This is a genomic window from Burkholderia sp. APQ4-4ca, assembly GCF_057837105.1.
The window spans coordinates 110712-136283 of record NZ_JBYQCG010000232.1 but is presented as its reverse complement, the minus strand read 5'-3'; the positions used below and the strand labels follow the sequence as shown (position 1 = coordinate 136283).

Genomic DNA, 25572 nt, shown 5'->3' with positions numbered 1-25572 from the left:
TGAAAGCTCGGTCGGCCGGAGGCCGATCGAGCGCAGCGGTCACCGCACGGAAAACGGACAGACTAGCGGGCGAGCGCACCGCCCGCGCGGCATCAGACGAGCCGGTCGGACGTGACGACCTGCACGCCCGGCCGTGCGTCGATCGCCGCATCGAGCAATGCGCGCGCAATCCGCGACGCGGGATTCACGCGCCACTTCGCCGGCAGCACCGGCGCGGCGGCGCTCAGCGCGAACACGAACAGCCGCTCGCCGAACCGGAACTCGTCGCGGCTGCCGCCGATCAGGCCCGGTCGCACGTACGTGAGCGAATCGAAGCCGACGTCGGCGAGCGCCTGCTCGACCTCGCCCTTCACGCGGTTGTAGAAGATGCGCGACGCAGCGTCCGCGCCGAGCGCGGAATTCAGCACGTAAGTCGGCGTGCCGTGCCGGTGCGCGAGCCGCGCGACCGCGAGCGGATAGTCGTGGTCGACGCGCCGGAAGGCCGCCTTCGAACCGGCGGCCCGCATCGTGGTGCCCAGTGTGCAGACCACGGCATCCGCGTGCCACCAGTCGGCCGTGTCGGGCAAATGGTCGAAATCCACTGCCCGTGCGCGCATCTTCGGATGCGGCGACAACGGCCGGCGCGCGACGACGATCACCTGGTCGACCCGCGCATCGGCCAGCGCGGCTTCGAGGACGTGGCGCCCGACGAGTCCGGTCGCGCCGACGAGCAGCAGTTTCATGTCCGTTCTTCCGTGTGGAGCCTGCGTTGGCGGACCGAGGCGGCCCGGTTTCCGGCTATCGACATGATCGTCGGCCCACGTGGCGGCGGCAACCCTCCACGCGTCTCGAAAAATTACGGCGCTGTCGGGTGCGGCCCCGCGCGATCGAATACGGCCCGGCCGGCGCTGCTGCTGCGCGCGTTCCTGGCCCGCGCGCGGGTACCGGCAACGCGATCGGATCGGCTTGGGACTGGCGCGAGCGGATACCGAATGAAACGACATGAAGTACATCAGACGCCGCAGGCGCCGCCGATGCGGGCGAGACGCACCGGCAGCGCTCCGTCAGGCTCGAACGTCAGACATGCAGCGCATGTCCGAGGGCGCGCAACGCCGCTTCCTGAAGCGCCTCGCCGAGCGTCGGATGCGCGTGGATCGTGCCGCCGATGTCTTCCAGCCGCGCGCCCATCTCCAGCGACTGCGAGAACGCCGCGGCCAGCTCCGACACCCCGCGCCCGACCGCCTGCCAGCCGACGATCAGGTGATTGTCGCGCCGCGCGACGACGCGCACGAATCCGTCGGTCGCCTGCAACGTCATCGCGCGCCCGTTCGCGGCGAACGGGAACGATGCGCTCAGACAATCCACGCCGGCCGCGTGCGCATCGTCGGGCGACCAGCCGGCCGTCACGATCTCGGGATCGGTGAAGCACACGGCCGCAATCGCCGCGGGCGTGAACTGGCGACGCCGGCCGGCGATCAGCTCGGCCACCATCTCGCCTTGCGCCATCGCGCGATGCGCGAGCATCGGTTCGCCCGCGACGTCGCCGATCGCCCACACGTTGCGCATCGACGTGCGGCATGCGTCGTCGATCCGCAGCGCGCGGCCGTTGCGATCGAGCATCAGCGTCTCGAGTCCGAAGCCGTCGACGCGCGGCCGGCGGCCGACGGCAACCAGCACGCGATCGGCCGGGAGCGTCTGTTCGGCGCCGTCGGCCGCCTGCACGCGCACCGCGCCGTGCGCATCGAGCCCGAGCACCTTGTGGCCGAGCCACAGCCGCACGCCGAGCCGCGCGAGCGAATCGGCCACCGGCCGCACGAGTTCCGCATCGTACGCGGGCAGCACGCGCTCGGCCGCCTCGACGACGCTGACGTCGACCCCGAGCTTGCGATAGACGGTCCCGAGTTCGAGCCCGATATAGCCGGCCCCGACGACGACCAGCCGCTTCGGCAGCGTCGCGGGCGACAGCGCGTCGGTGGACGACACGACGTGCCCGCCGAACGGCATCGACGGCAGCTCGACCGGTTCGGAACCGGTCGCGAGCAACAGGTGTTCGCAACCGATCCGCACCGTATGGCCGCCGGTCGCGACCTCGACGGTCTTGCCGTCGATCACGCGCGCTTCGCCGTGCAGCACGCGCACGCCGTTCTTCTTGAGCAGCGCGCCGACGCCGCGCGTCAGACGATCGACGATGCCGTCCTTCCACGCGACGCTTTTCGCGATGTCGATCTCCGGCGTACGCACGCGGATCCCGAGCGCGCCTTCGCCGGCATGGCCGCACGCCTGTTCGAACGCGTCGGCCACGTGGATCAGCGCCTTCGACGGAATGCAGCCGATGTTCAGGCACGTGCCGCCGAGCCGGTCGCGCTCGACGAGCACGGTCGGAATGCCGAGCTGGCCGGCGCGAATCGCGGCGACGTAGCCGCCCGGGCCGCCGCCGATGACGAGCAGTGTGGTGTGTTCGTTCTTCATCGGCTCACTCCACGAACAGCAGCGCCGGGCGTTCGAGCACCGCGCGCACGGCCTGGATGAATTCGGCCGCGTCCGCGCCGTCAACGACGCGATGATCGAACGACGACGACAGGTTCATCATCTTGCGCGCGACGATCGCGCCGTCGCGGATCATCGGCCGCTCGACGATCCGGTTCACGCCGACGATGCCCACTTCCGGATGATTGATCACCGGCGTCGACACGATGCCGCCGAGCGCGCCGAGGCTCGAGATCGTGATCGTCGAGCCGCTCAGCTCGTCGCGCTGCGCACGGTTCGCGCGCACCGCGTCGGCGAGCCGCGCGATTTCGGCGGAGATCGACCACACGTCGCGCGCTTCCGCATGACGCAGCACGGGCACCGTGAGGCCGCCGTCCGTCTGCGTCGCGACGCCCATGTGCACCGCGCCGTGGCGCGTGACGACGCCCGCTTCGTCGTCGAAGCGCGCGTTGATCTGCGGGAAGTCGCGCAGCGCGATCACCATCGCGCGGATCAGCAGCGGCAGCGGCGTGAGCTTGCCGCGCGTGTCGCCATAGCGGCGGTTCAGTTCCGTGCGCAACGATTCGAGTTCGGTCACGTCGATTTCCTCGACGTAGCTGAAGTGCGGGATGCGGCGCTTCGCTTCCTGCATCTTGCGCGCGATCGCGCGCCGCAAACCGATCACCGGCACGTCGGTTTCGTCGTGGCGTTCGTCGTAGCCGTGCGGTTGCGAAGATGCACGCGCCGTGCCGCCGCCGGTGCGCGCATACGCATCGAGATCCGCGTGCAGGATGCGCCCGGCTTCGCCGGTGCCGCGCACGTAGCGCAACTCGATGCCCATGTCCCACGCACGCTGACGCACGGCCGGCGACGCGAGCGGCCGTTCGCCCGGCGCGAGCGCCGCGCGCGGCTGCGCGGCCGGCTCGTCGCGGCGCGGTTTCGCCGGTGCGCGAGGCGCCGCGGGCTGCGCAGGCGGCTCGGCCGATGTGTCGGCCACCGGCTTCGACGGCGCCGCCGCCACGACCGGTGCGGTTTCTACCTGTGTTTCTCGCACCGGTGCCACGGCCTTCAGGTTGCCGTCGCCTTCGACTTCCAGCCGAATCAGCTCGCTGCCGACCGCCATCATCTCGCCGATCCGGCCGCCCAGCTCGATCACCTTACCCGTCACCGGCGACGGAATCTCGACCGCCGCCTTGTCGGTCATCACGTCGGCGAGCGGCTGATCTTCGTTGATCGTCTGCCCGACTTCCACATGCCAGGCCACCAGCTCGACCTCGGCGATCCCTTCGCCGATATCCGGCATCTTGATGACATGAATCCCCATCTCACGCCTCCATCACGCGTCGCAACGCTTCACCGACCCGGGTCGGCCCCGGAAAGTACGCCCATTCCTGCGCATGCGGATACGGGGTGTCCCAGCCCGTCGTGCGCTCGACCGGCGCTTCGAGGTGGTAGAAGCAGTGTTCCTGGACCAGCGATACGAGCTCCGCGCCATAGCCGCAGGTGCGCGTCGCCTCGTGCACCACGACGCAGCGCCCGGTCTTGCGCACCGACGCGACGATCGTGTCGAGATCGAGCGGCCACAGCGTGCGCAAGTCGATCACTTCCGCGTCGATGCCCGTCTCCTCGGCCGCGGCGAGCGACACGTGCACGGTCGTGCCGTAGGTCAGCACCGTCACGTCGCTGCCAGGCCGCACGACGGCGGCCGTATCGAGCGGCACCGTGTAGTAGCCTTCGGGCACCGCGCTCGCCGGATGCTTGAGCCACGACGTCACGGGCCGCTCGTGATGGCCGTCGAACGGCCCGTTGTACAGCCGTTTCGGTTCGAGGAAGATCACCGGATCGTCGTTCTCGATCGATGCGATCAGCAGCCCTTTCGCGTCATACGGGTTCGACGGCATCACCGTGCGCAACCCGCACACCTGCGTGAACATCGCCTCCGGGCTCTGGCTGTGCGTCTGTCCGCCGTAGATGCCGCCGCCGCACGGCATCCGGATCGTCATCGGCGCGGTGAACTGGCCGGCCGAGCGGTAGCGCAGCCGCGCGCCTTCCGACACGATCTGGTCGGAGGCCGGATAGAAATAGTCGGCGAACTGGATCTCGCAGACGGGCCGCAGTCCATACGCGCCCATCCCGACCGCCGCGCCGACGATCCCGCCTTCGGAGATCGGCGCATCGAACACGCGCGACTTGCCGTATTTGTTCTGCAGCCCTTCGGTACAGCGGAACACGCCGCCGAAATAGCCGACGTCCTGCCCGAACACGACCACGTCGCTGTCGCGCCCGAGCATCACATCCATCGCGGAGCGCAGCGCCTGGATCATCGTCATCGGCTGCGTCGCCGTATCCGTCTCATGTTGCGCCATGATCACGCTCCCAGTTCCTGGCGCTGACGGCGCAGGTGCGCGGGCAGCTCCTTGTAGACGTCGTCGAACATCGAGGCCGGCGACGGAATCCGGTCGTCGGCCAGCGTCCCGTACTTCTCCGCTTCCTTCTGTGCGGCGATCACCTCGGCCTCGAGCTCGGCCGTCAGTGCGTCGTGCGCGCTGTCCGACCAGATGCCCTTCACGATCAGGTGACGCTTGAAGCGCTCGACCGGATCGCCGAGCGGGAAATGGGACCAGTCGTCGCTCGGCCGGTACTTGGTCGGATCGTCCGACGTCGAATGCGCGCCCGCACGGTAGGTCACCCACTCGATCAGCGTCGGGCCGAGGTTGCGGCGCGCGCGTTCGGCCGCCCAGCTCGATGCCGCGTAGATCGCGAGGAAGTCGTTGCCGTCGACGCGCAGCGACGCGATCCCGCAGCCGACGCCGCGGGCGGCGAAGGTCGTGCCCTCGCCGCCCGCGATCGCCTGGAACGTCGAGATCGCCCACTGGTTGTTGACCACGTTCAGCACGACCGGCGCACGGTACACGTGCGCGAACGTGAGCGCGGTGTGGAAATCGGCTTCGGCCGTCGCGCCGTCGCCGATCCACGCGGACGCGATCTTCGTGTCGCCCTTGATCGCCGACGCCATCGCCCAACCGACCGCCTGGATGAACTGCGTCGCGAGGTTGCCGGAAATGGAGAAAAAGCCCGCTTCGCGGTCCGAGTACATCACCGGAAGCTGGCGCCCCTTCAGCGGATCGCCTTCGTTCGACATCAACTGGCAGATCATCCGCTCGAGCGGCACGTCGCGCGCGATCAGGATGCTCTGCTGCCGGTAGGTCGGAAAGCACATGTCGCCGTCGCGCAGCGCCATCGCGTGCGCGGCGCCGATCGCCTCTTCGCCGAGGCTCAACATGTAGAAGGAGATTTTCTTCTGGCGCTGCGCGATCATCATGCGCGCGTCGAAAATGCGGGTCTTGAGCATCGCGCGCAGCCCGGCGATCAGTCGCGCATCGTCGAGATCGGGGGCCCACGGGCCGACGGCCTTGCCGCTGTCGTCGAGCACGCGCACGAGGCTGCGGGCGAGATCGGCGGTGTCCGCCGCGGCTACGTCGATCGGCGGGCGGCGGACGGCGCCGGCCGGCGATAGATGCAGATAGGAAAAATCCGTCTTGCAGCCCGGGCGCCCGGTGGGCTCCGGCACATGCAGACGCAATGGCTCTGACAGGCTCATCGTGTCGTCTCCACGCTCGATTGTGTCTCACGCTGTTTGGGAACGCGCGGGCCGGTTGCCGGCCTGCGCGCGAGCTGACGCGCGGATAAGCGCGCCAACCTTGGAAATCTATGCCCGGCAGCGGCGGGCGTCGATGCCCAAGCCGCTCGTTCGTCGTGAGCAGATTTGCCATGGCCGATCGCGGCGGCGGGCGAATGCGCCGCGTGGAGTCGGCGCGGGACGGCTTTGCTGCGGTGCGGGGTCGCGGGGCCGGCAGCGATCGGCACTCGGGAAGCGGACGCATCGGTATGCGTCGCGATCATGTGAGGATACGAAGCAAAAGACCCCGCGAAATCCTGGATTTCAGTGGGGTCTTTCGTCGGATTCGAGCGCTCGTGCGTCGGTTTACCGGCCTACTGCGGCACGCGATCGATCATGCGTCGGGACGAAAAAGATCGAAGCGGCTGTCGGGCGTCACGTGCACGTAGGCCGACGGGCCGCCCGCGCGAAGAATGATGCCTGCGCCGAACGTGTCGAAGATGCCGTCCTTCAGCAGGTCATGGCGGATATGGACCGCGACGACCTCACCCAGCACCAGCGTGGCCGGCGTCTCGACGCCGCGGTGATCGCGCAGCCGGATCACGTCCGTCACCTTGCACTCGAAGTTCACGCCGCTTTCCGCGACGCGCGGCACGTCGACGAGGCGCGACGGCACCGCGGTCAAGCCGCCGAGTTCGAACTCGTTCACGTCGTACGGCACGGCGGCGCAGGTCTGGTTCATCCGCTCGGCGAGATCGCGCGTCGCGAGGTTCCACACGAACTCGCCGGTCTCCTGCACGTTGCGCACGCTGTCCTTCGCGGTGGTGCTCGAAAAGCCGATGATCGGCGGCCGATAGTTGAACGCGTTGAAGAAGCTGTACGGCGCGAGGTTCAGCGTGCCGTCGCTGCCGCGCGATGAAATCCAGCCGATCGGGCGCGGGCCGATGATCGCGTTCAACGGGTCGTGCGGCAGGCCGTGGCCTTGCGACGGTTCGTAATAGTGATGGGTCGAGTCGGTCATGACGGGTGGTCCGGCGAGAGGCAAACGATGACGGAAGCGGTCGCCGGGACGTGTTGGCCGATGGCGACGCAGGCGTCCGGTGCGACGTGCGTGCCAGTATCACATGGCGCGGTTTTCGGCGCAGTGGCGCGCATCGCGAGCCGCGCGGGCGTGCCGCTGCATGGGCGTGCGCCCAATAAAAAACCCGCGAGCGCTGGATTTCTCGCGGGTTTCCTGCGCCTTCGTCGAATCGAATCGAATCGAATCGCGGGGACGCAATCGATGGTGCCGGGGACCGGACTCGAACCGGCAAGCCAGTTAAGGCGGCGGATTTTCGTCACACTGCTTCTTTCAAAGCCGGCGTCGCGGGCGCGAGCCGTTCGTGCGCTGGACTATGCCTTCACCGTCGCGCGCGGGCGTGACCGCTGCCCGTGCGCCTTAGGCGCCCCCCGTCTAGTCTCTACACCTTCCTCGCGGATGCCGCGAGGCTTGGCTCGGCGTTGCCTCGATGCGCACATCAGGGGTTTCGCCGAATTTGAAGGGTTCTGCACCGACCGTTTCCGGCTGGGCACTCAATCGTTTAAGTCCGCTATGTTTACCAATTTCATCACCCCGGCAACAGGGCGGACGCGATTCTACCATTGCTCGCGCATGCGTTCCCTTATTCCGCAACGCCGCATCGCGATACCGGCGCCACCGCATCGCTTGCTCCCGCGCCGCGACCGCCGCCGATACAATCGACCGCGCGTCGTCCACCGCCCCCACCGTCTGACGTTTGTATCGTGCTTTTCGCGAAACAAGCGTCGCGTGCGTCATCGCGAAGTCACAAACGTTTTCGATAATTCCCCGGCCGAAAACGTTTACATCGCACGATTTCATGACCTCGACCATCAAGGACGTCGCCGCCCTCGCGGGCTTCTCGATCGCCACCGTTTCGCGTGCGATCAACGCGCCGCATACCGTCAGCCCCGCCACGCTGCAGACGATCCGCTCCGCCATCGACGCGCTGCAGTTCCGCCCGAGCCCACTCGGCCGGCAACTGCGCGGCGAGCGCACGCGGCTCATCGGCGTCGTCGTGCCGACGCTGTCGAACCCGGTGTTCGCCGACTGCCTGCAAGGCATCGACGAACTCGCGACCGCGGCCGGTTTCAAGCTGATCCTGATGACGACCGAATACGACGCGGCGCGCGAGCGTCATGCGATCGAGACGCTGCGCGAGCAGCGCGTCGAAGGGCTGATCCTCACCGTCGCCGATGCGGACACGCACCCGCTGCTCGACATGCTCGACCACGACGGCCCGCACTACGTGCTGATGCACAACGACCCCCGACGCCGCCCGTCGGTGTCGGTCGACAACCGCCGCGCCGCGTATGACGGCGTGCAACGGCTGACCGCGCACGGCCATCGCCGCGTGCTGATGCTGGCCGGTTCGCTCGCCGCGTCGGATCGCGCACGCCAGCGTCATCTCGGTTATGCGCAGGCGCTCGAGGAAGCCGGCGTGGCGCCGCTGCCGCCCGTCGAAGTCGACTTCAACGCGCCCGAGCTGCCCGATGCGGTGCTTGCGCATCTCACCGCGCACGCCACGCGCCCGACCGCCCTCTTCTGCAGCAACGACCTGCTCGCGATGGTCGTGATGCGCGGCCTGCGCCGCGCGGGTTTCTCGATTCCAGACGATCTGTCGGTGCTCGGCTTCGACGGAATCGCGATCGGGGAACTGCTCGCGCCGCCGCTCGCGAGCGTCGCGACGCCGAACCGCGACATCGGCCGCCACGCGTGGCAGCGTCTCGTCGAATGCATCGGCGGCGCGGCGATCGAGCGCACGTCGACGATCCTGCCGCACACGGTGCGCGACGGCGCGACGATCGCGCCACCGGCCACCGACCTGCAACTGCGCAAGGCCTGAACGCCGAACGCACGCGCCGAGCGGTCACACATACCCCATAACCTCAGCGCCACACCCACTCGCCCGGAGATTCACCGTGTCCTTTCGCCTGACCTCGCTGCTGCGCGCGCTTGCCGCGCCGCTCGCCCTCGCCGCGCTCGTCGCCGGCGCCCCCGCCGCCCACGCCGACGAAACGGCGATCTGCTACAACTGCCCGCCCGAATGGGCCGACTGGGCCGCGCAGATCGCCGCGATCAAGCAGAAGACCGGCATCCGCGTGCCGTCCGACAACAAGAACTCGGGCCAGGCGATCGCGCAGCTGATCGCCGAGCAGAAGAGCCCGGTGGCCGACGTCGTCTACCTCGGCGTGTCGTCGGCGTTCCAGGCGAAGGACAAGGGCGTGATCGCGCCGTACAAGCCCGCGCACTGGAACGACATCCCCGCGAATCTGAAGGACCCGCAAGGCTACTGGTTCGCGATCCACTCGGGCACGCTCGGCTTCTTCGTGAACAAGGACGCGCTCGACGGCAAGCCGGTGCCGCGTTCGTGGGCCGACCTGCTGAAGCCCGAATACAAGGGCATGGTCGGCTATCTCGATCCGTCGAGCGCGTTCGTCGGCTATGCGGGCGCGGTCGCCGTCAACCAGGCGCTCGGCGGCAGCCTCGACAACTTCAAGCCGGGCCTCGACTGGTTCCGCAAGCTGAAGGCGAATGCGCCGATCGTGCCGAAGCAGACGGCCTATGCCCGCGTGCTGTCCGGCGAGATTCCGATCCTGCTCGACTACGACTTCGATGCGTATCGCGCGAAATACAAGGACAACGCGAACGTCGAGTTCGTGATTCCGAAGGAAGGCACGATCGCGGTGCCGTACGTGATGAGCCTCGTGAAGGGCGCGCCGCACGACGCGAACGGCAAGAAGGTGCTCGACTTCGTGCTGTCGGACGAAGGCCAGAAGCTGTGGGCCAACGCCTACCTGCGCCCGGTGCGCGCGCAGGCGCTTGGCGCCGACGTCGCCGCGAAGTTCCTGCCGGCGAGCGAATACGCGCGGGCGAAGGCGGTCGACTTCGGCAAGATGGCGGCCGGCCAGCAGGCGTTCGGCCAGCAGTACCTGCAGATCATGCAGTAAGCGGCCGGCCCCACGTCATGCTCGACCTGACTTTTCCGCTGCGCTGGCGCGTCGCACTCATCGCGCCGGCGCTGGCGGTATTCGCCGCGTTCTGGCTGCTGCCGATGGCGTCGCTCGTGCAGGTGTCCGCCGACGGCGCCTTCTTCTCGCACTACGCGGCGCTGCTCGGCAACGCGCGCTACATGAAGAGCCTCGGCGAGACGGTCGCGCTGTCCGCGGGCGTCACGCTCGCGACGCTCGCGCTGTCGACGATCTCGGGCCTGCTGCTCGCGCGCCGCGAATTCGCCGGCAAGCGCGTGCTGCTCGCGCTGCTCACGTTTCCGCTCGCGTTCCCGGGCGTCGTCGTCGGCTTCATGGTGATCATGCTCGCCGGGCGCCAGGGGCTGATCGGCATGCTGTCGACGAAGCTCACCGGCGACAAGTTCGTGTTCGCGTATTCGGTGGCCGGCCTGTTCATCGGCTACCTGTACTTCTCGATTCCGCGCGTGATCGTCACCGTGATCGCGGCCGCGTCGAAGCTCGACACGTCGCTCGAGGAAGCCGCGCGTTCGCTCGGCGCGTCGCCGTGGCGCATCTTCGTCGACATCGTGTTGCCCGCGCTTGCGCCCGGCCTGATCGCGGCCGGCGCGATCTGCTTCGCGACCGCGATGGGCGCGTTCGGCACCGCGTTTACGCTCGCCACCGATCTGAACGTGCTGCCGATGACGATCTATACCGAATTCACGCTGAACGCGAACATCGCGACGGCAGCCGGCCTGTCGATCGTGCTCGGCATCGTCACCTGGGCCGTGCTCGCGCTCGCGCGCCGCTTCACCGGTCACACCGCCGCCGCCGCGGCCTGAGGATTTACGCATGCAATCGCTTTCCGGCTCTTCCGCGCCGTCGCCGGCGCCCGCTCCGACTCCCCTGCACGCGACACGCGCCGCCCGGCATGCGCCGCGCGTCACCGGCGCACGTGCGATCGCCGCGCTGCAATGGGGCGTCACGCTGCTGCTGGGCGCGTTCCTGATCGTGCCCGTCGTGATGTCGGTGCTCGCGGGGCTGACCGTCAACTATTTCCGCGGCCTGTCGAGCGGCCTCACGCTGCGCTGGCTCGAACAGGTGTGGCAGCAGTATCACGGCTCCGTCGCGCTGTCGATCTACGTCGCGTTCGCGACGCTCGCGATCGTGCTCGCGGTCGGCGTGCCGGCCGGCTATGCGCTCGCGCGCAGCAAGAGCCGCATCGCGCGTGCGATCGAGGAAGCGCTCGTGCTGCCGGTCGCGCTGCCGGGTCTGGCTTCGGCGCTCGCGCTGCTGGTCGTGTACGGCGGCTTCACCGCGTTCCGGATGAGCCTGTGGTTCATCGTCGTCGGCCACGTCGTGTTCACGCTGCCGTTCATGGTGCGCGCGGTCGCGGCGGTTGCTGCCGGCGCCGACCTGCGCACGCTCGAGGAAGGCGCGGCCAGCCTCGGTGCGTCGTTCGTCACGCGCTTCGTCACGATCGTGCTGCCGAACCTGCGGCCGGGGATCGTCGCCGGTGCGCTCGCGGTGCTCACGCTGTCGATCGGCGAGTTCAACCTCACGTGGATGCTGCATACGCCCGACACCAAGACGCTGCCGGTCGGGCTCGCCGATACGTACGCATCGCTGCGCCTCGAAGTCGGCAGCGCGTACACGATCCTGTTCCTGCTGATGACGCTGCCGCTGCTCGTCGCGATGCAGTGGCTCGGCGTCGATCCGTCCGGTACGCGCGCGCTGAAGAAGCGCCCGCGCTGAATTTTCTTGCAGACATGAAACTCGATTCCACTCCCATCACCCTGACCGGCTGCGCGAAGACGTTCCGCGGCACACGCGTGCTCGAACCGCTCGACCTGTCGATCGGCGCCGGCGAAACGCTCGTGCTGCTCGGGCCGTCCGGCTGCGGCAAGACCACCACGCTGCGCCTGATCGCGGGCCTCGACACGCCGGACGCCGGCGGCACGATCGCGTTCGGCGACGACGACGTCACCGCACTGCCGATCGAGCGCCGTCAAGTCGGCATGGTGTTCCAGAACTACGCGCTGTTTCCGAACCTGACGGTGCGCGGCAACGTCGGCTACGGGCTGAAGATCCGCAAGACCGAGCCGCGTGCATTGCGCGAACGCGTCGACGAATTGCTCGCGATGATGCAGCTCGACGCGCATGCGGACAAACCGGTCGATCAACTGTCGGGCGGCCAGCGGCAGCGCGTCGCGCTGGCGCGCGCGCTCGCGGTGCGGCCGCGCGTGCTGCTGCTCGACGAACCGCTGACCGCGCTCGACGCGAAGCTGCGCGACGTGCTGCGCCGCGACATGAACGCGCTGCTGCGCGAGCTCGGCGTGACGACCGTCTACGTGACGCACGACCAGGCCGAAGCGATGGAGCTCGGCGACCGGATCGTCGTGATGGGCGCGGGCCGCATCGAACAGATCGGCACGCCGCGCGAGATCTACTACCAGCCCGCGAACCGCACGGTCGCGCAGTTCATCGGCACGCTGAACCGGCTCGCGGGCCAATGGCGCGACGGCGCGCTCGAGACGACGGGCGGCGCGATCGTCACGCCGCATGCGGCCGACGAATGGTTCTTCCGCCCCGAGGATGCGCAGCTCGCCGATCCCGCGCATGCGCCGCTGCGCGGTGCGGTCGGCGCGTGCGCGTTCCTCGGCGAACGCACGCGGCTCACGATCGAGCATGCGGCGCCGGACGCGCTCGTGATCGACGTGCCGGGCCGCATCGCGCTCGCGCGCGGCACGGCGGTCGGCCTCACGATCGCGCCGGAAGGCCTGATCGCGCTCGGCGCGTAAGCCGTCGATCGGGCATCATCCAGGCAGCCCCCACGCGGCGCACGCCGCCGCGACAACAACCAGACGATTCCGAGGAACGACGATGCTGCTTGCTCAAATCAGCGATCTCCACATCAAGCGGCCGGGCCAGCTCGCGTACCGCCGCGTCGACACGGCGGCCGCGCTCGCGCGCTGCGTCGAGAAACTGAACGCACTCGTGCCGCGCCCCGACGCCGTGCTCGTCACCGGCGACCTGACCGACTTCGGCCACGACGAAGAGTACGGCAACCTGCGCGGACTGCTCGATGCGCTCGAGATTCCGTATTACCTGATGATCGGCAATCACGACGACCGCGCCGGTTTGCGCCGCGCGTTCGCCGATCGCGCCGAGCTGCAGGACGGCGAATTCGTGCAGTACGCGCTCGACGTCGGTACGGTACGCGTTCTCGCGCTCGATTCGCAGGTGCCGGGCGCGAGCCACGGCGACCTGTGCGACGCCCGGCTCGCGTGGCTCGCCGCGCAGCTCGACGCCGCGCGCGACCGGCCGGTGATCGTCGCGCTGCATCACCCGCCGTTCGCGTCCGGCATCGGGCACATGGACAAGCTGCGTCTCGCGCCCGCCGCCGCCGCGAAACTCGATGCGCTGCTGCGCGGCTATCCGAACGTCGAGCGCGTGCTGTGCGGTCACGTGCACCGCACGATGTTCACGCGCTTCGGCGGTACGCTCGCGTGCGCGGTGCCGTCGCCCGCGCACCAGGTCGCGTTCGACTTGCGAGTCGATGGGCCGTCCGCGTTCCGGCTCGAACCGCCGGCGTTCGCGGTCCATCGTCATGCGCCCGATACGGGGATGATGTCGCATCACGTCTATGTGGACGAAGGCGCCGGACCGTATCCGTTCTACGAGCCGACGGGCGAGCTGGTCGACTGACGACGCGAAGCGCGTGCCGCGACGGGCGGCGGCCGGCCGGTTATGCCGGTTATGCCGGTTATGCCGGTTATGCCGCCGGCAAGATTCGCGTCGCTCCGGTATGATCGGCAGCCTCGACCGGCGCCCGGCCTGACTGCGCACCCGACGCGTGCGCCGCCTGCCGCGCCGCCCACTCCGTTGCCGCCGCCATGTCCACCGCCTCCACCGACCGTCCGACCGACGCCCCCTCGCCCCACTATTCGCGCAGCCTGCTGTTGCTGCTCGCGACGATCGCGGGCGTATCGGTCGCGAACATCTACTACAACCAGCCGCTGCTCGACAGCTTCCGCTCGTCGTTTCCGGACGGCGCGTCATGGATCGGCGCGGTACCGACCGCGACGCAGCTCGGCTATGCGGCCGGCATGTTCCTGCTCGCGCCGCTCGGCGACCGCTTCGATCGCCGCGGATTGATCCTGCTGCAGATCGCCGGGCTGTCGATCGCGCTGATCGCGGCGGCCGCCGCGCCGTCGCTCGTCGTACTCGTGGCCGCGAGCCTCGCGATCGGCATCCTCGCGACCATCGCGCAGCAGGCCGTGCCGTTCGCCGCCGAAATCGCGCCGCCGGCCGAACGCGGCCACGCGGTCGGCACCGTGATGAGCGGCCTGCTGCTCGGCATCCTGCTCGCGCGTACCGCCGCCGGCTTCGTCGCCGAGTATTTCGGCTGGCGCGCGGTGTTCGCCGCCTCGGTCGCGGCGCTCGTCGCGCTCGCCGTCGTGATCGTGCTGCGGCTGCCGCGCAGCTCGCCGACGTCGACGCTGTCGTACGGCAAGCTGCTTGGCTCCATGTGGCATCTGGCCGCCGAACTGCGCGGGCTGCGCGAGGCATCGCTGACGGGCGCCGCGCTGTTCGCCGCGTTCAGCGCATTCTGGCCGGTGCTCACGCTGCTGCTCGCCGGCGCGCCGTTCCATCTCGGCCCGCAGGCAGCCGGCCTGTTCGGGATCGTCGGGGCCGCCGGCGCGCTCGCCGCACCGTATGCGGGCCGCTCCGCGGACACGCGCGGCCCGCGCGCGGTCATCTCGCTCGCGATCGCGCTGCTCGCGCTGTCGTTCGTGATCTTCGCGCTGTCGGGTTCGAGCCTCGTCGGGCTCGTGATCGGCGTGATCGTGCTCGACGTGGGCGTGCAGGCCGCGCAGATCTCGAACCAGTCGCGCATCTATGCGCTGAAGCCGGAGGCGCGCAGCCGCGTGAACACGGTGTACATGGTGTGCTATTTCATCGGCGGCGCGCTCGGCTCGTCGGCCGGCGTCGCCGCATGGCGCGCATTCGGCTGGACCGGCATGTGCGCGGCCGGGCTGTTGTTTACCGCGCTCGCCGGCTGGTCCCACCACCGCGGCGGCCGGCGCGGCTGAACGCGGCCGGCTGCTGCCGCGGCATCACGCGTCGGTGCGCGAGACGACCGGCTCGGCGGCGGCGGGCGGCGGCGCGAACGCCGGGGCCGGGTCGATCACCGCGGCGGGATCCATCACCGCCGCGGGCGTCGGCACCGCGAGCGGGACGGCCGAAGGCGCGAGGATGGGCGCCGCATCCGGCGTGGCGATCGGCTCGGCGACAGGCGAAGCGTCCGCCGTCACCGCCTGCTCGGCCGCCACGACCGGCGCACTGGCAGCCGCGGTGGCGGCCGCGGGCCGGCGCGCCGGATCGAACACGAACGACAACCCGACGCTGCCGAGAATCGCGACGGTCGCGACCACGGTCGCCATCGTCACCGGTTCGCCCAGCAGCAGCGCGCCGAGCGCGACCGCGACGATCGGGTTTACGTACATGCAGCTGCTCGCGATGATCGGGCTCGTGTGGCGAATCAGGTAGCCGTACGCGACGTACGCGGCCATCGTGCAGAACACCATCAGGTACACGAACGCGAACACGGGCCCGACGGCCAGCTGTTCGACGCGTTCGCCGAGCAGCCACGCGACGATCGTCGACATCAGGCCGCCGAGGCCGATCTGCAGCGACGTCGACAGGAACAGGTCGGACGGCAGCTTGAGCCGCGTCGCGAGATGCGCGCCGCCCGCCCAGAACAGCGCGCCGGCCAGCACGCAGATCGTGCCGAGCGCCGAGTTCGAGGCGGCCGAGCCGCCCGAATTCAGCACGACGATACCGACCATCCCGAGCGCGACGGCTGCCCATTCGCCCTTCGTCACCGGCCGCCCGGCGACCGCCGCGATCACGGTCGCGAACAGCGGCACCGTGGCCACCATCACCGCGGCCGAACCGCTGCTGACCGTGCGCATGCCGAGCGCGATCGTGCCGGACGACAACGCGACGAGCATCGTGCCGACGATCGCCGAGTTGCGGATTTCCAGCAGCGTCGGCCACTCGGGCTTGCGCCGCAGCGCGAAGATGAACAGGCCGATCCCGCCGAGCAGGTTGCGCAGCCCCGACAGCAGCAGCGGCGGGAACGACTGCAGCGCGAAATGCAGCCCGCTGTAGGTCGAACCCCAGACGAAATAGATGAAGACGAGCGCGAGCGCCACGCGGCCGCCGCGGCTTTGCGGCAGGCGGATCCGGAACGAAAGGCGGGCGAGGAAATCGAGGAGGCGGTCGAGCGGCGTCATCGTGCAGCCCGCCCGCGCGTCACGCCGCGTGCCCCGCTGAAAGACGCCGGCGATGCCGGCAAACGGTCCACGCGGGACCGGGAAGGCAGAGCGAACGTGCGGAACGACATGACAGTGCGAACGGCGACGAAAAAGAACCGGCAAGCGGCGGCAAAAGGGCAAAAACGGGGCAAAAAAACGTGTGCAACCGCGCGGTTGCACACGCTCGGCATTATGGCATCAAGGATTCGAAAGCATCGTCGGACCTGTCTGAAAGATATCGACTGATGTTTCGGCGCGACATTTTTTCGTGCGCAGGACGGGCGAAATGCGGGGCCGGACACGCGATGCGCGAATGGCCGGCGTGTCGACGAGCCGCCCTGCGTCGCCATTCGCAGCCGTCGATCCAGCATCGGCCGGACGACCAGTCAGGTGCGCCGGCGCTTCGCGTCGCGGCTATCGTGACGGACGGCATGCCCGCGCGCCGCCGTGTGCAGCCGTTTTCCGACACTCATATCGCCCATACAAAATTTTGTATAACTCAGATATACTGCCACCGAAGCCGGTCGTTTTCGTCGGCACCGCGCTGGCCGATCTACGCGGCTTTCCGCTACCCGCACGGCGCGAAGCCGGCCACCAGATCGACCAGATACAGCGCGGCCTCGCGCCCGACGACTGGAAACCGATGCGCACCATCGGCATCGGCGTGCGGGAAATTCGCCTGCGCGATGCGAGCGGCGCATTCCGGATCGTCTACGTCGCGACGTTCGCCGAAGCCGTCTATGTGCTGCACTGCTTCCGCAAGCAATCGTCGCGCACGAACAAGACCGATATCGACCTCGCCGCCCGCCGCTACCGGTCGCTGATGATGGAGTTGAAACGATGACCAATGAACGTTACGCGAACGTCTGGGACGCAATCGAAAGCGAGCCGGCGGAGGCCGCGAACATGAAGCTGCGCTCCGAATTGATGATCGCGCTCAAGCAGCGCATCGCGCGGCTCGAACTGAGTCAGGCCGAAGCCGCGAAGCAGCTGGGCGTCACGCAGCCGCGCGTGTCCGACCTGCTGCGCGGCAAGATCAACCTGTTCGGGCTCGACGCGCTCGTGAACATGGCCGCGGCAGTCGGCCTGCGCGTCGATCTGCAGGTGCGCGAATCCGCGTGACGCGGGCGCACGCCGCGCGCATCGCTCACGATCCGCCGAACCAGTTGTAGCCCTGATCGACCCAATAGCCGCCCGGGAACGTATCGGTCACGAAGATTTCCATGATGTGCTTCGGGTTCTTGTAGCCAAGCTTGGTCGGCATCCGCAGCTTCATCGGGAAGCCGTACTCGGGCGGCAACTGGCGGCCGTCGTACTCGAGTGCGAGCAGCGTCTGCGGATGCAGCGCGGTCGGCATGTCGATGCTTTCGTAGTAATCGTCCGCGCACTTGAAGCCGACGTATTTCGCCTGTGTGTCGGCGCCGGCGCGCGCGAGGAATGCGCCGAACGGCGTGCCGCCCCAGCGGCCGATCGCACTCCACCCTTCCACGCAGATATGCCGCGTGATCTGTTCCGCGTGCGGCAGCGCGCGAAGCTCGTCGAGCGTCCACACGCGCTTGCCCGTGACACGGCCGGACAGCACGAGGCGGTAGGTCGACTCGTCGACGTGCCGCACTTCGTCGATCCCGTAGTACGCGTTGAACGGAAACGGCCGCGTGATGTCGGCTTCGGTGTAGGTCGGCGCGAGCTGGTTCGGGTTGAACAGCCACGCCTGCACGCGATCGTTCATGCGCGACACTTTCTCGAGGAACGTGTTGACCGACGCGTCGTCCTGCAGCGTGCAGCCGGTCAGCATCGCCAAGCCGCCGAGCGTCAGCACGCGCCGGTTGAACAGCCGTCGCGACGGCATCTCGAGTTCGCGGCGCACGTCGAGCTCGAGCGACTTCCGGTCCAGCGTCCAGCGCGGCTCGCCGCGGTTTTTTTCGGATTCCGACATGATGATTTCCTTCGCCCGCGAAGCGGGTCAGCGGCCACGCAGCATCGCGAGCAGCGAGCGCGGCACCAGCAACGCCATCGCGACGTGGACGGCAACGAATGCGACCAGCAGCGCCATCGCCCAGAAGTGCACGATGCGGGCGTTGTCGTAGCCGCCGAACAGTTCACGCAGCAGCGGGAATTGCACCGATTTCCAGATCGTGAGCCCGGACAGCACCAATAAGACGAGATCGACGATCGCGGTCAGGTATGCGGCACGCTGCACCGCGTTGTAGACGCTCAGGTCGTCGTGCGACAGCCGGCCGCCGAGCGCGGCGCGCACGTCGCGCCACACCGACGCGGGCGTCACGGGCAGCAGCTTGCGCGCGAAGCGCCCCGTCGCGATCGACATCGCGAGATAGAACAGGCCGTTGCCGACCAGCAGCCACATCGCCGCGAAATGCCATTGCAGCGCGCCGCCGAGCCAGCCGCCGAGCGTGATGCCGTGCGCGAACGTGAACGACGGATAGATCGGCGACGCGTCGTAGATGCGCCAGCCGGACAACGCCATCAGGATCGCCGCGAGCGCGTTGAACCAGTGGCTCGCGCGCACCCACCGCGGATGGATCGTCGGCGCGGGCGGCGGCGCGCTCGTGCGGTCGGTGACAGGAACCGTTTGCATGATGATGACTCCGGGGATGATGCGACGGGATGCGACGCGCGCCGACGAGCGGCCGGCCGCGCCCCGTCCGCATTCGTCAGTTCGACGGGCTCATGGCGTCCTTTTTCATCGCGTCGCCCTTCTTCATCGCGTCGTGGCCCATCGCATCCTTCTTCATCGCATGCTTCTTCATGCCGTCCTTCTTCATCGCGCCGTCCTTGGCCATCGCATCGTCCTTGGCCATCGCGTCGTGGCCCATCGCGTCCTTCGACATCGACATGCCGTCCTTCGACATCGCATCGTTCTGCGCATGGGCGCCCGTCGCGATCGTGGCAAGTGCGGCGACACAGGCGGCGAGGAATACGTTTTTCATGACATCTCTCCACTACATGGGTTTAGGAGCCGAATAGACGGAGCACGCCGCCGGAAATGACAGCGATGCCAAAAAAAATTCTAGGCGCTGAAAATGAAGACGCGAATGCCGCACCGCCTGGCGCGATCCGGCCCGGCCGGGACGCCGTTCGGCAGTCGGGATTGCTGCGGCGCACCCTGCCCCGTCCGCCGGCCGCGAACGGCCCGCCGCCCGCCGGCATCGGCTTCGCACCCGGTTGAAACCACCGCCAAGCCGGTGTATCGTGTGCCCTTGCTAACGCGGGGGTCCTGCAATGCGTTCGGTCAAACAACCGGCATTGCGGGTGAGAAATACCCTTTGAACCTGATCTGGATAATGCCAGCGCAGGGAAGCGTACGGATTTCGCCGCCATCCTTCTGACGAAATCCGCCGCCTCACCAAGCCTCGTCTCCTGCTTAGCTCGAGCCCCACATTCGTCAAGGGCTCCGGGCAAGCGCCGAAGCGCCTGTCCGGCGCCCGCACAGGAGATTGCATGAACGCCAACCCGAAGTTTCTGTCTGCCGACGCCCACGTCGACGCCGCCGCCGTCGCGCCGCTGCCCAATTCGCGAAAGGTCTATGTAACCGGCTCGCAGCCCGACATCCGCGTGCCGATGCGTGAAATCACGCAGGCCGACACCCCGACCGGCTTCGGCGGCGAGAAGAATCCGCCGATCTACGTGTACGACACGTCGGGCCCCTATACCGATCCGGACGCGAAGATCGACATCCGCGCGGGCCTGCCCGCGCTGCGCCAGCGCTGGATCGAAGCGCGCGGCGACACCGAAGTGCTCCCCGGCCTGTCGAGCCGGTACGGCCTCGAGCGCGCGGCCGACCCGGCCACGGCCGAGCTGCGTTTCCCCGGCCTGCACCGCAATCCGCGCCGCGCGCAGGCCGGCAAGAACGTCACGCAGATGCACTACGCGCGTCAGGGCATCATCACGCCGGAAATGGAATACATCGCGATTCGCGAGAACCAGCGCCGCGCCGAGTACATCGAGAGCCTGAAGTCGAGCGGCCCGAACGGCGCGAAGCTCGCCGCGATGATGGGCCGCCAGCACCCGGGCCAGGCGTTCGGCGCCGCGGCCTTCGGCGCGAATGCGCTGGCGGAGATCACGCCGGAATTCGTGCGCGACGAAGTCGCCCGCGGCCGCGCGATCATCCCCGCCAACATCAATCACCCGGAATCCGAGCCGATGATCATCGGCCGCAACTTCCTCGTGAAGATCAACGCGAACATCGGCAACTCGGCCGTCACGTCGTCGATCGGCGAGGAAGTCGACAAGATGACGTGGGCGATCCGCTGGGGCGGCGACACGGTGATGGACCTGTCGACCGGCAAGCACATCCATGAAACCCGCGAGTGGATCATCCGCAACAGCCCGGTGCCGATCGGCACGGTGCCGATCTACCAGGCGCTCGAAAAGGTCAACGGCAAGGCCGAGGACCTGACCTGGGAAATCTTCCGCGACACGCTGATCGAGCAGGCCGAGCAAGGCGTCGATTACTTCACGATCCACGCGGGCGTGCGCCTGCAGTACGTGCCGCTCACCGCGAACCGGATGACGGGCATCGTGTCGCGCGGCGGCTCGATCATGGCGAAGTGGTGCCTCGCGCATCACAAGGAAAGCTTCCTGTACGAACACTTCGAAGAGATCTGCGAGATCATGAAGGCGTACGACGTGAGCTTCTCGCTCGGCGACGGCCTGCGTCCCGGCTCGATCTACGACGCGAACGACGAAGCGCAGCTCGGCGAACTGAAGACGCTCGGCGAACTCACGCAGATCGCATGGAAGCACGACGTCCAGGTGATGATCGAAGGCCCCGGCCACGTGCCGATGCAGTTGATCAAGGAGAACATGGATCTCCAGCTCGACTGGTGCAAGGAAGCGCCGTTCTACACGCTCGGGCCGCTGACCACCGACATCGCACCGGGCTACGACCACATCACGTCGGGCATCGGCGCCGCGATGATCGGCTGGTTCGGCACCGCGATGCTGTGCTACGTGACGCCGAAGGAACACCTCGGCTTGCCGAACAAGGACGACGTGAAGGAAGGGATCATCACGTACAAGCTCGCCGCGCACGCCGCCGACCTCGCCAAGGGTCACCCGGGCGCACAGGTGCGCGACAACGCGCTGTCGAAGGCGCGCTTCGAGTTCCGCTGGGAGGATCAGTTCAACATCGGCCTCGATCCGGACAAGGCGCGCGAATTCCACGACGAGACGCTGCCGAAGGATTCGGCGAAGGTCGCGCACTTCTGCTCGATGTGCGGCCCGCATTTCTGCTCGATGAAGATCACGCAAGACGTGCGCGAGTTCGCCGCGCAGCAGGGCGTGTCGGAAACCGAGGCGCTGAAGAAAGGGATGGAGGTCAAGGCGGTCGAGTTCGTGAAGACCGGCGCCGAGATCTACCACCGTCAGTAAGCACACGCAGCGGGCCGCGCCGGCTCGCCTCGCGATGCACGCAGCTCGCTTTCGAGCGGGCTTTTTTGCGCATGCCGCGTGCCTGCCGGCGCATGCGAAACAATTGATTACGAAACCGCGCGAGCCTTAACAAGTCCTTACAGCAGCAGCGCGGGGCCGCGCGTAGATTGATTGCATGCGTGGCCGCCAGCCGGTCGCGCGCCTTCCGTTCACTACCACAAGGACAACGATCATGAACTCGATTCGGCGTTTTGGGGTATGCGCTCTCCTCGTCGCGACAGTGGCCAGCCTGTCGGCTTGCGATTCGATGTCGCGACGCCAGCGCGATACGGCAATCGGTGCGGGTGTCGGCGGCGTCGCCGGCGCGGCGATCGGCGGCAATGCGCTGTCGACGCTGGGCGGCGCGGCGGCCGGCGGCATCATCGGTAACCAGGTCGGCAAGTAAGCCAGCCGACATCGGCCGGTTGGGCGTCGTCGCCCAACTGCGGACCGAACGGTCCAACGGCGTTTCCGCGGTGCGGAAGCGCCGTTTTCGTCTGTGGTGCCGCAACCGGCGCGGCCGCTGCGCCCGGAGCGCCCGGAAATGATCGGTTACCGTTTTTCATACCGTGTCATCGGGACTCGGCCTAAGCTTGAAGCATCTGCCGATAGCCGGCTCCGCCGGAGACACATCATGAACAGGACCTTCGTCGCCGCGGCGCTTGCCTGCACGACCCTTGCCGGCTGCTACTACCCGTACGGCTACTACGCGGCTGCGCCGGTGCCGGTACAGCCCGCGCCCGTGTATGTCGATCCCGCTCCCACCTATTACTATCCGGCGCCTGCGTATGCGCCGGCATGGGGCGGTTATTGGGGCCCGGCGGTGTCGCTCAATTTCGGCTTCGGCGGACGCGGCGGCTGGCGTCATCACTGATCCGACCGGCCGCGCCGCACGCGCTCGTCCGGCCGCCGCCCGGCGGCAAACGGCCGGAATCGCCGTTTCTTGTCGTTTCATCCGATCATGAAACGACGGGGTGGTAACGCGGTGTAAGATTCCTCGCATCCCGTCCCCACCCTCGCCGATCGATGTCACCCAAAAACGCTTTCCTGCTGACCGTACTCGCTGCCCTGTGGGGCGCATCCTTCCTGTTCATCCGCGTCGGCGTGGTCGATTTCGGCGTCGCCCCGCTGATGGCGCTGCGCGTGGGCATCGGCGCGCTGTTTCTCGCGGGCTTCGCGCTGACGCGCTTCAAACCCGCCGATCTCGGCGCCCGGCTGCGCCGTCACGCGTGGCCGCTGTTCGTCGTCGGCGCGCTGAATTCGGGCATCCCGTTCTGCCTGTTCGCGTTCGCCGAGCTGACGCTGTCGGCCGGCGTGACGTCGGTGATCAACGCGACGACGCCGCTGTGGGGCGCGCTCGTCGCTTACCTGTGGCTGAAGGACAAGCTGTCGCTGCCGCGCGCGTTCGGCCTCGTCATCGGGTTTGCCGGCGTGCTCACGCTCGTGTGGAACCAGGTCGCGAACGCGCACGGCGACACGGGCGCCAGCGCGACCGCGCTCGCCGCGGCGGCCGCCCTCGGCGCGACGCTGCTGTACGGCATCGCGGCCAACTATACGAAGCGCAAGCTCAGCGGCGTCGATCCGCTCGTCAACGCAGCCGGCAGCATGATCGGCTCGACCGTGCTGCTGCTGCCGTTCGCGATCGCGACGTGGCCGGCCGCGCCGGTCGGCGTGCACGCATGGGGCGCGGTGCTCGCGCTCGGCGTCGCATGCACCGGCATCGCGTATTTCATCTTCTTCTATCTGATCGCGCACGTCGGGCCCGCCCGCGCGATTACCGTGACGTTCGTGATCCCCGTGTTCGGGCTGCTGTGGGGCGCGCTGTTCCTCGGCGAACACGTGTCGGCCGTGATGATCGAAGGCTGCGCGATCGTGCTCGTCGGCACCGCGCTCGCAACCGGCGTGATCAAGCGGATTCCCGGCGTCCGACCGCGCGGCGGCGAGGCGGCCTGACGATCGGCGCGCCGGGCGCGCACGAACCGCCGCCCGTCGCGCGGCAGATCGCGGCGCGGCGCGGCGCAGCGCGGCGCAGCGCGGCGCGAGGGTATTCGTTTCATTCGTCCGACGGCGGCCGCCGGCCGCCGGAATTTCCCGTATCGGCCCGCGCATCGGGCGGCAGCAACGCACGGTCATGACGCCGCGCTGATGCGGAATGGTTATCTGTCGCCGTCACGCACTTCGTTTCGCGACGGTCATGCACCGTATGCATGCACGCGGCGCCCGTCGCCCTGCCGCCGCGGACGGGCCGGAATCGCTGTGTACCGTTTGCGTCTGGAGTTACCCTGATACGCGCGCCGAGGCAATCCCGTTACACTCGGAAAACTTATCCGCAGAAGGCGTCTCGATGCCCCACGTTCTTTCGCGCCCGCCTGCGCATGCGGCTGCATCGGCGTGGCGGGGCGTCGGCGCCCCGCCGCCCGCTGCCGGGCACCGTTGACATGAAGCCCGCTCGCAACCTGTCGCTCGACGCCCTGCTCGAACGCCTCACGCCGACACCCCACGGCTGGCTCGCCACCTATCGCACCACGACATTGCGCAGCGTGTTCCAGCCCGTGCTGTCGATCACGCACAAGCGCGTCGTCGGCTACGAGGCGCTGCTGCGCGTCGTCGACGGAAACGGTGCGCTGGCGTCGCCCACCGCCCTGTTCGACAAGACGCGCGGCGACGCCGACGCGCTGCTGCTCGACCGGCTCGCGCGCTGCCTGCACACCGCCAATTTCGTCACGCAAGGCATCGGCGACGGCTGGCTGTTCCTGAACGTGACGCCGCGCGTGCTCGACACCGGCCTCGTGCAGCGCGAGTTCGTCGAGTCGCTGTGCCGGCATTTCGCACTGCCGCCGAACCGCATCGTGCTGGAAGTGGTCGAGCAGCCGGCGCGCGACGAAGCCGCGCTCGCCCGCACGATCGACATGATCCAGCATCGCGATTTCCTGATCGCGATCGACGATTTCGGCACCGGCTTCTCGAACTTCGACCGCGTGTGGCGGGCACGTCCCGACATCGTGAAGCTCGACCGCTCGCTCGTCGAGCGTTCGACCGGCTCGGCCGACGATCGCCGCATCATGCATCACCTCGTGTCGATGCTGCACCAGGCCGGCGCGATGGTGCTGGCCGAAGGCGTCGAAAGCGACGACGCGCTGCAGGCGCTGATGGAAGCCGACATCGATTTCGTGCAGGGTTTCCAGTTCGGCCAGCCCGACGCATCGATCGCGCACGCGAGCGCGGCGGCGCCCGCGATGCTCGACGCCGCGTGGCGGCGCTTCATCGCCCGCCGACACACACCGGTGGCCGCCGAGCAGCCGGGCTTCGACGCGATCGAACGGCTCGTGCTCGGCGGCGCGGCCGCGTTTTCGGCGAGCGGCAACCTGCAGGACGCCGCGCAACGCGTGTTCACGGTGCCGGCCGCGCGTCGCGTGTTCGTCACGGACGAGACCGGCGAACAGTTCCTGCCGTCGATCGGCGCACCGCCCGACGACAGCCAGGCAAGCGTGACCCGTCTCGCGCCGCTATTCCCTGAGACCCACAGCAACTGGTCGCGGCGCCCGTATTTCCAGCGCGCGATCGCCGCCCCAGGGCGCGTCGCGCTGATGGGCCCGCACTTCTCGCTGACCGAGGGCCGCGACTGCTACACGGCCGCCGTCGCGATCCGCGCGCAGAGCCGGATCGTCGTGTTCTGCGTCGACTTCGTGCTCGACAGCGCGGGGACCGTGATGCGGTAGCCAGCGCGCACGGCAGACGATCGCGTGC

Annotated in this window: 24 protein-coding genes and 1 riboswitch; of the genes, 14 read left to right on the top strand and 10 right to left on the bottom strand. The window is 68.4% G+C overall.

All coding sequences use genetic code 11. From position 1 onward, the window contains the following. Positions 1-92: 92 nt before the first annotated feature. The 6 genes from AC3IFE_RS28410 to AC3IFE_RS28385 form a co-directional block, all read right to left on the bottom strand. Positions 93-722, bottom strand: a complete 630-nt coding sequence (locus AC3IFE_RS28410; protein ID WP_489193420.1) for an NAD(P)H-binding protein — start codon at positions 720-722, stop codon at positions 93-95. A 334-nt stretch (positions 723-1056) separates the two neighbouring features. After that, on the bottom strand, positions 1057-2448 hold the full coding sequence (lpdA, locus tag AC3IFE_RS28405) for a dihydrolipoyl dehydrogenase (RefSeq protein WP_089467093.1): 1392 nt from the start codon (positions 2446-2448) through the stop codon (positions 1057-1059). Positions 2449-2452: 4 nt separating this feature from the next. After that, positions 2453-3769, bottom strand: a complete 1317-nt coding sequence (locus AC3IFE_RS28400) for a dihydrolipoamide acetyltransferase family protein (RefSeq protein ID WP_489193418.1) — start codon at positions 3767-3769, stop codon at positions 2453-2455. A 1-nt stretch (position 3770) separates the two neighbouring features. Then, a complete protein-coding gene (locus tag AC3IFE_RS28395) occupies positions 3771-4811 on the bottom strand; it encodes an alpha-ketoacid dehydrogenase subunit beta (RefSeq protein WP_089467091.1) in 1041 nt (346 codons plus the stop codon). A gap of 2 nt (positions 4812-4813) precedes the next feature. Next, entirely contained in the window at positions 4814-6046 is a 1233-nt protein-coding gene (locus AC3IFE_RS28390) for a 3-methyl-2-oxobutanoate dehydrogenase (2-methylpropanoyl-transferring) subunit alpha (protein ID WP_089467090.1), read from the bottom strand. 412 nt (positions 6047-6458) lie between these two features. Continuing rightward, positions 6459-7085 carry a flavin reductase family protein gene (locus tag AC3IFE_RS28385; RefSeq protein ID WP_089467089.1) on the bottom strand — a complete coding sequence of 209 codons (627 nt, stop codon included), beginning with the start codon at positions 7083-7085 and terminating at the stop codon, positions 6459-6461. An 856-nt stretch (positions 7086-7941) separates the two neighbouring features. Here AC3IFE_RS28385 and AC3IFE_RS28380 point away from each other — a divergent pair. The 7 genes from AC3IFE_RS28380 to AC3IFE_RS28350 all read left to right on the top strand — a co-directional run bounded on the left by AC3IFE_RS28380 (position 7942) and on the right by AC3IFE_RS28350 (position 15168). After that, positions 7942-8967, top strand: coding sequence for a LacI family DNA-binding transcriptional regulator (locus AC3IFE_RS28380; protein ID WP_489193415.1), 1026 nt, complete (start codon positions 7942-7944; stop codon positions 8965-8967). Between the two features lie 76 nt (positions 8968-9043). Further along, complete coding sequence (locus AC3IFE_RS28375; RefSeq protein ID WP_089467068.1) at positions 9044-10072, top strand: ABC transporter substrate-binding protein; 1029 nt, start codon at positions 9044-9046, stop codon at positions 10070-10072. A 17-nt stretch (positions 10073-10089) separates the two neighbouring features. Next, positions 10090-10914 (top strand): ABC transporter permease, encoded by an 825-nt coding sequence (locus AC3IFE_RS28370; RefSeq protein ID WP_489193413.1) that lies wholly within the window; start codon positions 10090-10092, stop codon positions 10912-10914. A gap of 10 nt (positions 10915-10924) precedes the next feature. After that, the gene (locus AC3IFE_RS28365; RefSeq protein WP_489193411.1) at positions 10925-11827 is read left to right on the top strand and encodes an ABC transporter permease; all 903 of its coding nucleotides are present in this window, start codon (positions 10925-10927) and stop codon (positions 11825-11827) included. A gap of 14 nt (positions 11828-11841) precedes the next feature. Then, positions 11842-12873 (top strand): ABC transporter ATP-binding protein, encoded by a 1032-nt coding sequence (locus AC3IFE_RS28360; protein WP_489193409.1) that lies wholly within the window; start codon positions 11842-11844, stop codon positions 12871-12873. An 82-nt stretch (positions 12874-12955) separates the two neighbouring features. Continuing rightward, positions 12956-13780, top strand: a complete 825-nt coding sequence (locus AC3IFE_RS28355) for a phosphodiesterase (protein WP_489193407.1) — start codon at positions 12956-12958, stop codon at positions 13778-13780. A 188-nt stretch (positions 13781-13968) separates the two neighbouring features. Then, complete coding sequence (locus AC3IFE_RS28350) at positions 13969-15168, top strand: MFS transporter (protein WP_089467064.1); 1200 nt, start codon at positions 13969-13971, stop codon at positions 15166-15168. 24 nt (positions 15169-15192) lie between these two features. Here the strand turns inward: AC3IFE_RS28350 and AC3IFE_RS28345 are convergent, their stop codons facing one another. Next, positions 15193-16374 carry an EamA family transporter gene (locus tag AC3IFE_RS28345; protein WP_489193405.1) on the bottom strand — a complete coding sequence of 394 codons (1182 nt, stop codon included), beginning with the start codon at positions 16372-16374 and terminating at the stop codon, positions 15193-15195. Between the two features lie 511 nt (positions 16375-16885). On the opposite strand from AC3IFE_RS28345, the gene AC3IFE_RS28340 reads away from it, so the two are divergent. Together AC3IFE_RS28340 and AC3IFE_RS28335 are read left to right on the top strand one after the other, a co-directional pair. Further along, positions 16886-17239, top strand: coding sequence for a type II toxin-antitoxin system RelE/ParE family toxin (locus AC3IFE_RS28340; protein WP_489193528.1), 354 nt, complete (start codon positions 16886-16888; stop codon positions 17237-17239). Further along, a complete protein-coding gene (locus tag AC3IFE_RS28335) occupies positions 17236-17517 on the top strand; it encodes a helix-turn-helix domain-containing protein (protein ID WP_053526311.1) in 282 nt (93 codons plus the stop codon). Before AC3IFE_RS28340 ends, AC3IFE_RS28335 begins: the two co-directional genes overlap by 4 nt. Positions 17518-17542: 25 nt before the next feature. On the opposite strand, the gene AC3IFE_RS28330 is transcribed toward AC3IFE_RS28335, so the two are convergent. The 3 genes from AC3IFE_RS28330 to AC3IFE_RS28320 form a co-directional block, all read right to left on the bottom strand. Then, complete coding sequence (locus AC3IFE_RS28330) at positions 17543-18331, bottom strand: molybdopterin-dependent oxidoreductase (protein ID WP_489193403.1); 789 nt, start codon at positions 18329-18331, stop codon at positions 17543-17545. Positions 18332-18358: 27 nt separating this feature from the next. After that, positions 18359-18991: a cytochrome b/b6 domain-containing protein gene (locus AC3IFE_RS28325; RefSeq protein ID WP_489193401.1), complete on the bottom strand. Its 633-nt coding sequence runs from the start codon at positions 18989-18991 to the stop codon at positions 18359-18361. Between the two features lie 76 nt (positions 18992-19067). Next, positions 19068-19343 (bottom strand): pentapeptide MXKDX repeat protein, encoded by a 276-nt coding sequence (locus tag AC3IFE_RS28320; protein WP_175881832.1) that lies wholly within the window; start codon positions 19341-19343, stop codon positions 19068-19070. Positions 19344-19613: 270 nt separating this feature from the next. Beyond that, a riboswitch (TPP riboswitch) is annotated at positions 19614-19730 on the top strand. Positions 19731-19854: 124 nt separating this feature from the next. Here AC3IFE_RS28320 and thiC point away from each other — a divergent pair. The 5 genes from thiC (at position 19855) to AC3IFE_RS28295 (ending at position 25544) form a co-directional block, all read left to right on the top strand. Then, positions 19855-21786 (top strand): phosphomethylpyrimidine synthase ThiC, encoded by a 1932-nt coding sequence (gene thiC / locus AC3IFE_RS28315; RefSeq protein ID WP_089467059.1) that lies wholly within the window; start codon positions 19855-19857, stop codon positions 21784-21786. A 232-nt stretch (positions 21787-22018) separates the two neighbouring features. Beyond that, positions 22019-22231 carry a YMGG-like glycine zipper-containing protein gene (locus AC3IFE_RS28310; RefSeq protein ID WP_011545020.1) on the top strand — a complete coding sequence of 71 codons (213 nt, stop codon included), beginning with the start codon at positions 22019-22021 and terminating at the stop codon, positions 22229-22231. A 228-nt stretch (positions 22232-22459) separates the two neighbouring features. Continuing rightward, positions 22460-22699: a hypothetical protein gene (locus AC3IFE_RS28305; protein ID WP_089467058.1), complete on the top strand. Its 240-nt coding sequence runs from the start codon at positions 22460-22462 to the stop codon at positions 22697-22699. A gap of 152 nt (positions 22700-22851) precedes the next feature. Then, positions 22852-23778, top strand: a complete 927-nt coding sequence (locus AC3IFE_RS28300; protein WP_089467057.1) for a DMT family transporter — start codon at positions 22852-22854, stop codon at positions 23776-23778. 485 nt (positions 23779-24263) lie between these two features. Continuing rightward, complete coding sequence (locus AC3IFE_RS28295) at positions 24264-25544, top strand: sensor domain-containing phosphodiesterase (protein ID WP_489193397.1); 1281 nt, start codon at positions 24264-24266, stop codon at positions 25542-25544. Positions 25545-25572: the final 28 nt, after the last annotated feature.

Coding starts and splice junctions, on each gene's coding strand:
- AC3IFE_RS28360 (WP_489193409.1), top strand. CDS start 11,842: ATGAAACTCGATTCCACTCCCATCACCCTGACCGGCTGCGCGAAGACG.
- AC3IFE_RS28350 (WP_089467064.1), top strand. CDS start 13,969: ATGTCCACCGCCTCCACCGACCGTCCGACCGACGCCCCCTCGCCCCAC.
- AC3IFE_RS28385 (WP_089467089.1), bottom strand. CDS start 7,085: ATGACCGACTCGACCCATCACTATTACGAACCGTCGCAAGGCCACGGC.
- AC3IFE_RS28320 (WP_175881832.1), bottom strand. CDS start 19,343: ATGAAAAACGTATTCCTCGCCGCCTGTGTCGCCGCACTTGCCACGATC.
- thiC (WP_089467059.1), top strand. CDS start 19,855: ATGAACGCCAACCCGAAGTTTCTGTCTGCCGACGCCCACGTCGACGCC.
- AC3IFE_RS28400 (WP_489193418.1), bottom strand. CDS start 3,769: ATGGGGATTCATGTCATCAAGATGCCGGATATCGGCGAAGGGATCGCC.
- AC3IFE_RS28330 (WP_489193403.1), bottom strand. CDS start 18,331: ATGTCGGAATCCGAAAAAAACCGCGGCGAGCCGCGCTGGACGCTGGAC.
- AC3IFE_RS28310 (WP_011545020.1), top strand. CDS start 22,019: ATGAACTCGATTCGGCGTTTTGGGGTATGCGCTCTCCTCGTCGCGACA.
- AC3IFE_RS28395 (WP_089467091.1), bottom strand. CDS start 4,811: ATGGCGCAACATGAGACGGATACGGCGACGCAGCCGATGACGATGATC.
- AC3IFE_RS28300 (WP_089467057.1), top strand. CDS start 22,852: ATGTCACCCAAAAACGCTTTCCTGCTGACCGTACTCGCTGCCCTGTGG.
- AC3IFE_RS28390 (WP_089467090.1), bottom strand. CDS start 6,046: ATGAGCCTGTCAGAGCCATTGCGTCTGCATGTGCCGGAGCCCACCGGG.
- AC3IFE_RS28410 (WP_489193420.1), bottom strand. CDS start 722: ATGAAACTGCTGCTCGTCGGCGCGACCGGACTCGTCGGGCGCCACGTC.
- AC3IFE_RS28380 (WP_489193415.1), top strand. CDS start 7,942: ATGACCTCGACCATCAAGGACGTCGCCGCCCTCGCGGGCTTCTCGATC.
- AC3IFE_RS28365 (WP_489193411.1), top strand. CDS start 10,925: ATGCAATCGCTTTCCGGCTCTTCCGCGCCGTCGCCGGCGCCCGCTCCG.
- AC3IFE_RS28370 (WP_489193413.1), top strand. CDS start 10,090: ATGCTCGACCTGACTTTTCCGCTGCGCTGGCGCGTCGCACTCATCGCG.
- AC3IFE_RS28335 (WP_053526311.1), top strand. CDS start 17,236: ATGACCAATGAACGTTACGCGAACGTCTGGGACGCAATCGAAAGCGAG.
- AC3IFE_RS28295 (WP_489193397.1), top strand. CDS start 24,264: ATGAAGCCCGCTCGCAACCTGTCGCTCGACGCCCTGCTCGAACGCCTC.
- lpdA (WP_089467093.1), bottom strand. CDS start 2,448: ATGAAGAACGAACACACCACACTGCTCGTCATCGGCGGCGGCCCGGGC.
- AC3IFE_RS28325 (WP_489193401.1), bottom strand. CDS start 18,991: ATGCAAACGGTTCCTGTCACCGACCGCACGAGCGCGCCGCCGCCCGCG.
- AC3IFE_RS28305 (WP_089467058.1), top strand. CDS start 22,460: ATGAACAGGACCTTCGTCGCCGCGGCGCTTGCCTGCACGACCCTTGCC.
- AC3IFE_RS28355 (WP_489193407.1), top strand. CDS start 12,956: ATGCTGCTTGCTCAAATCAGCGATCTCCACATCAAGCGGCCGGGCCAG.
- AC3IFE_RS28345 (WP_489193405.1), bottom strand. CDS start 16,374: ATGACGCCGCTCGACCGCCTCCTCGATTTCCTCGCCCGCCTTTCGTTC.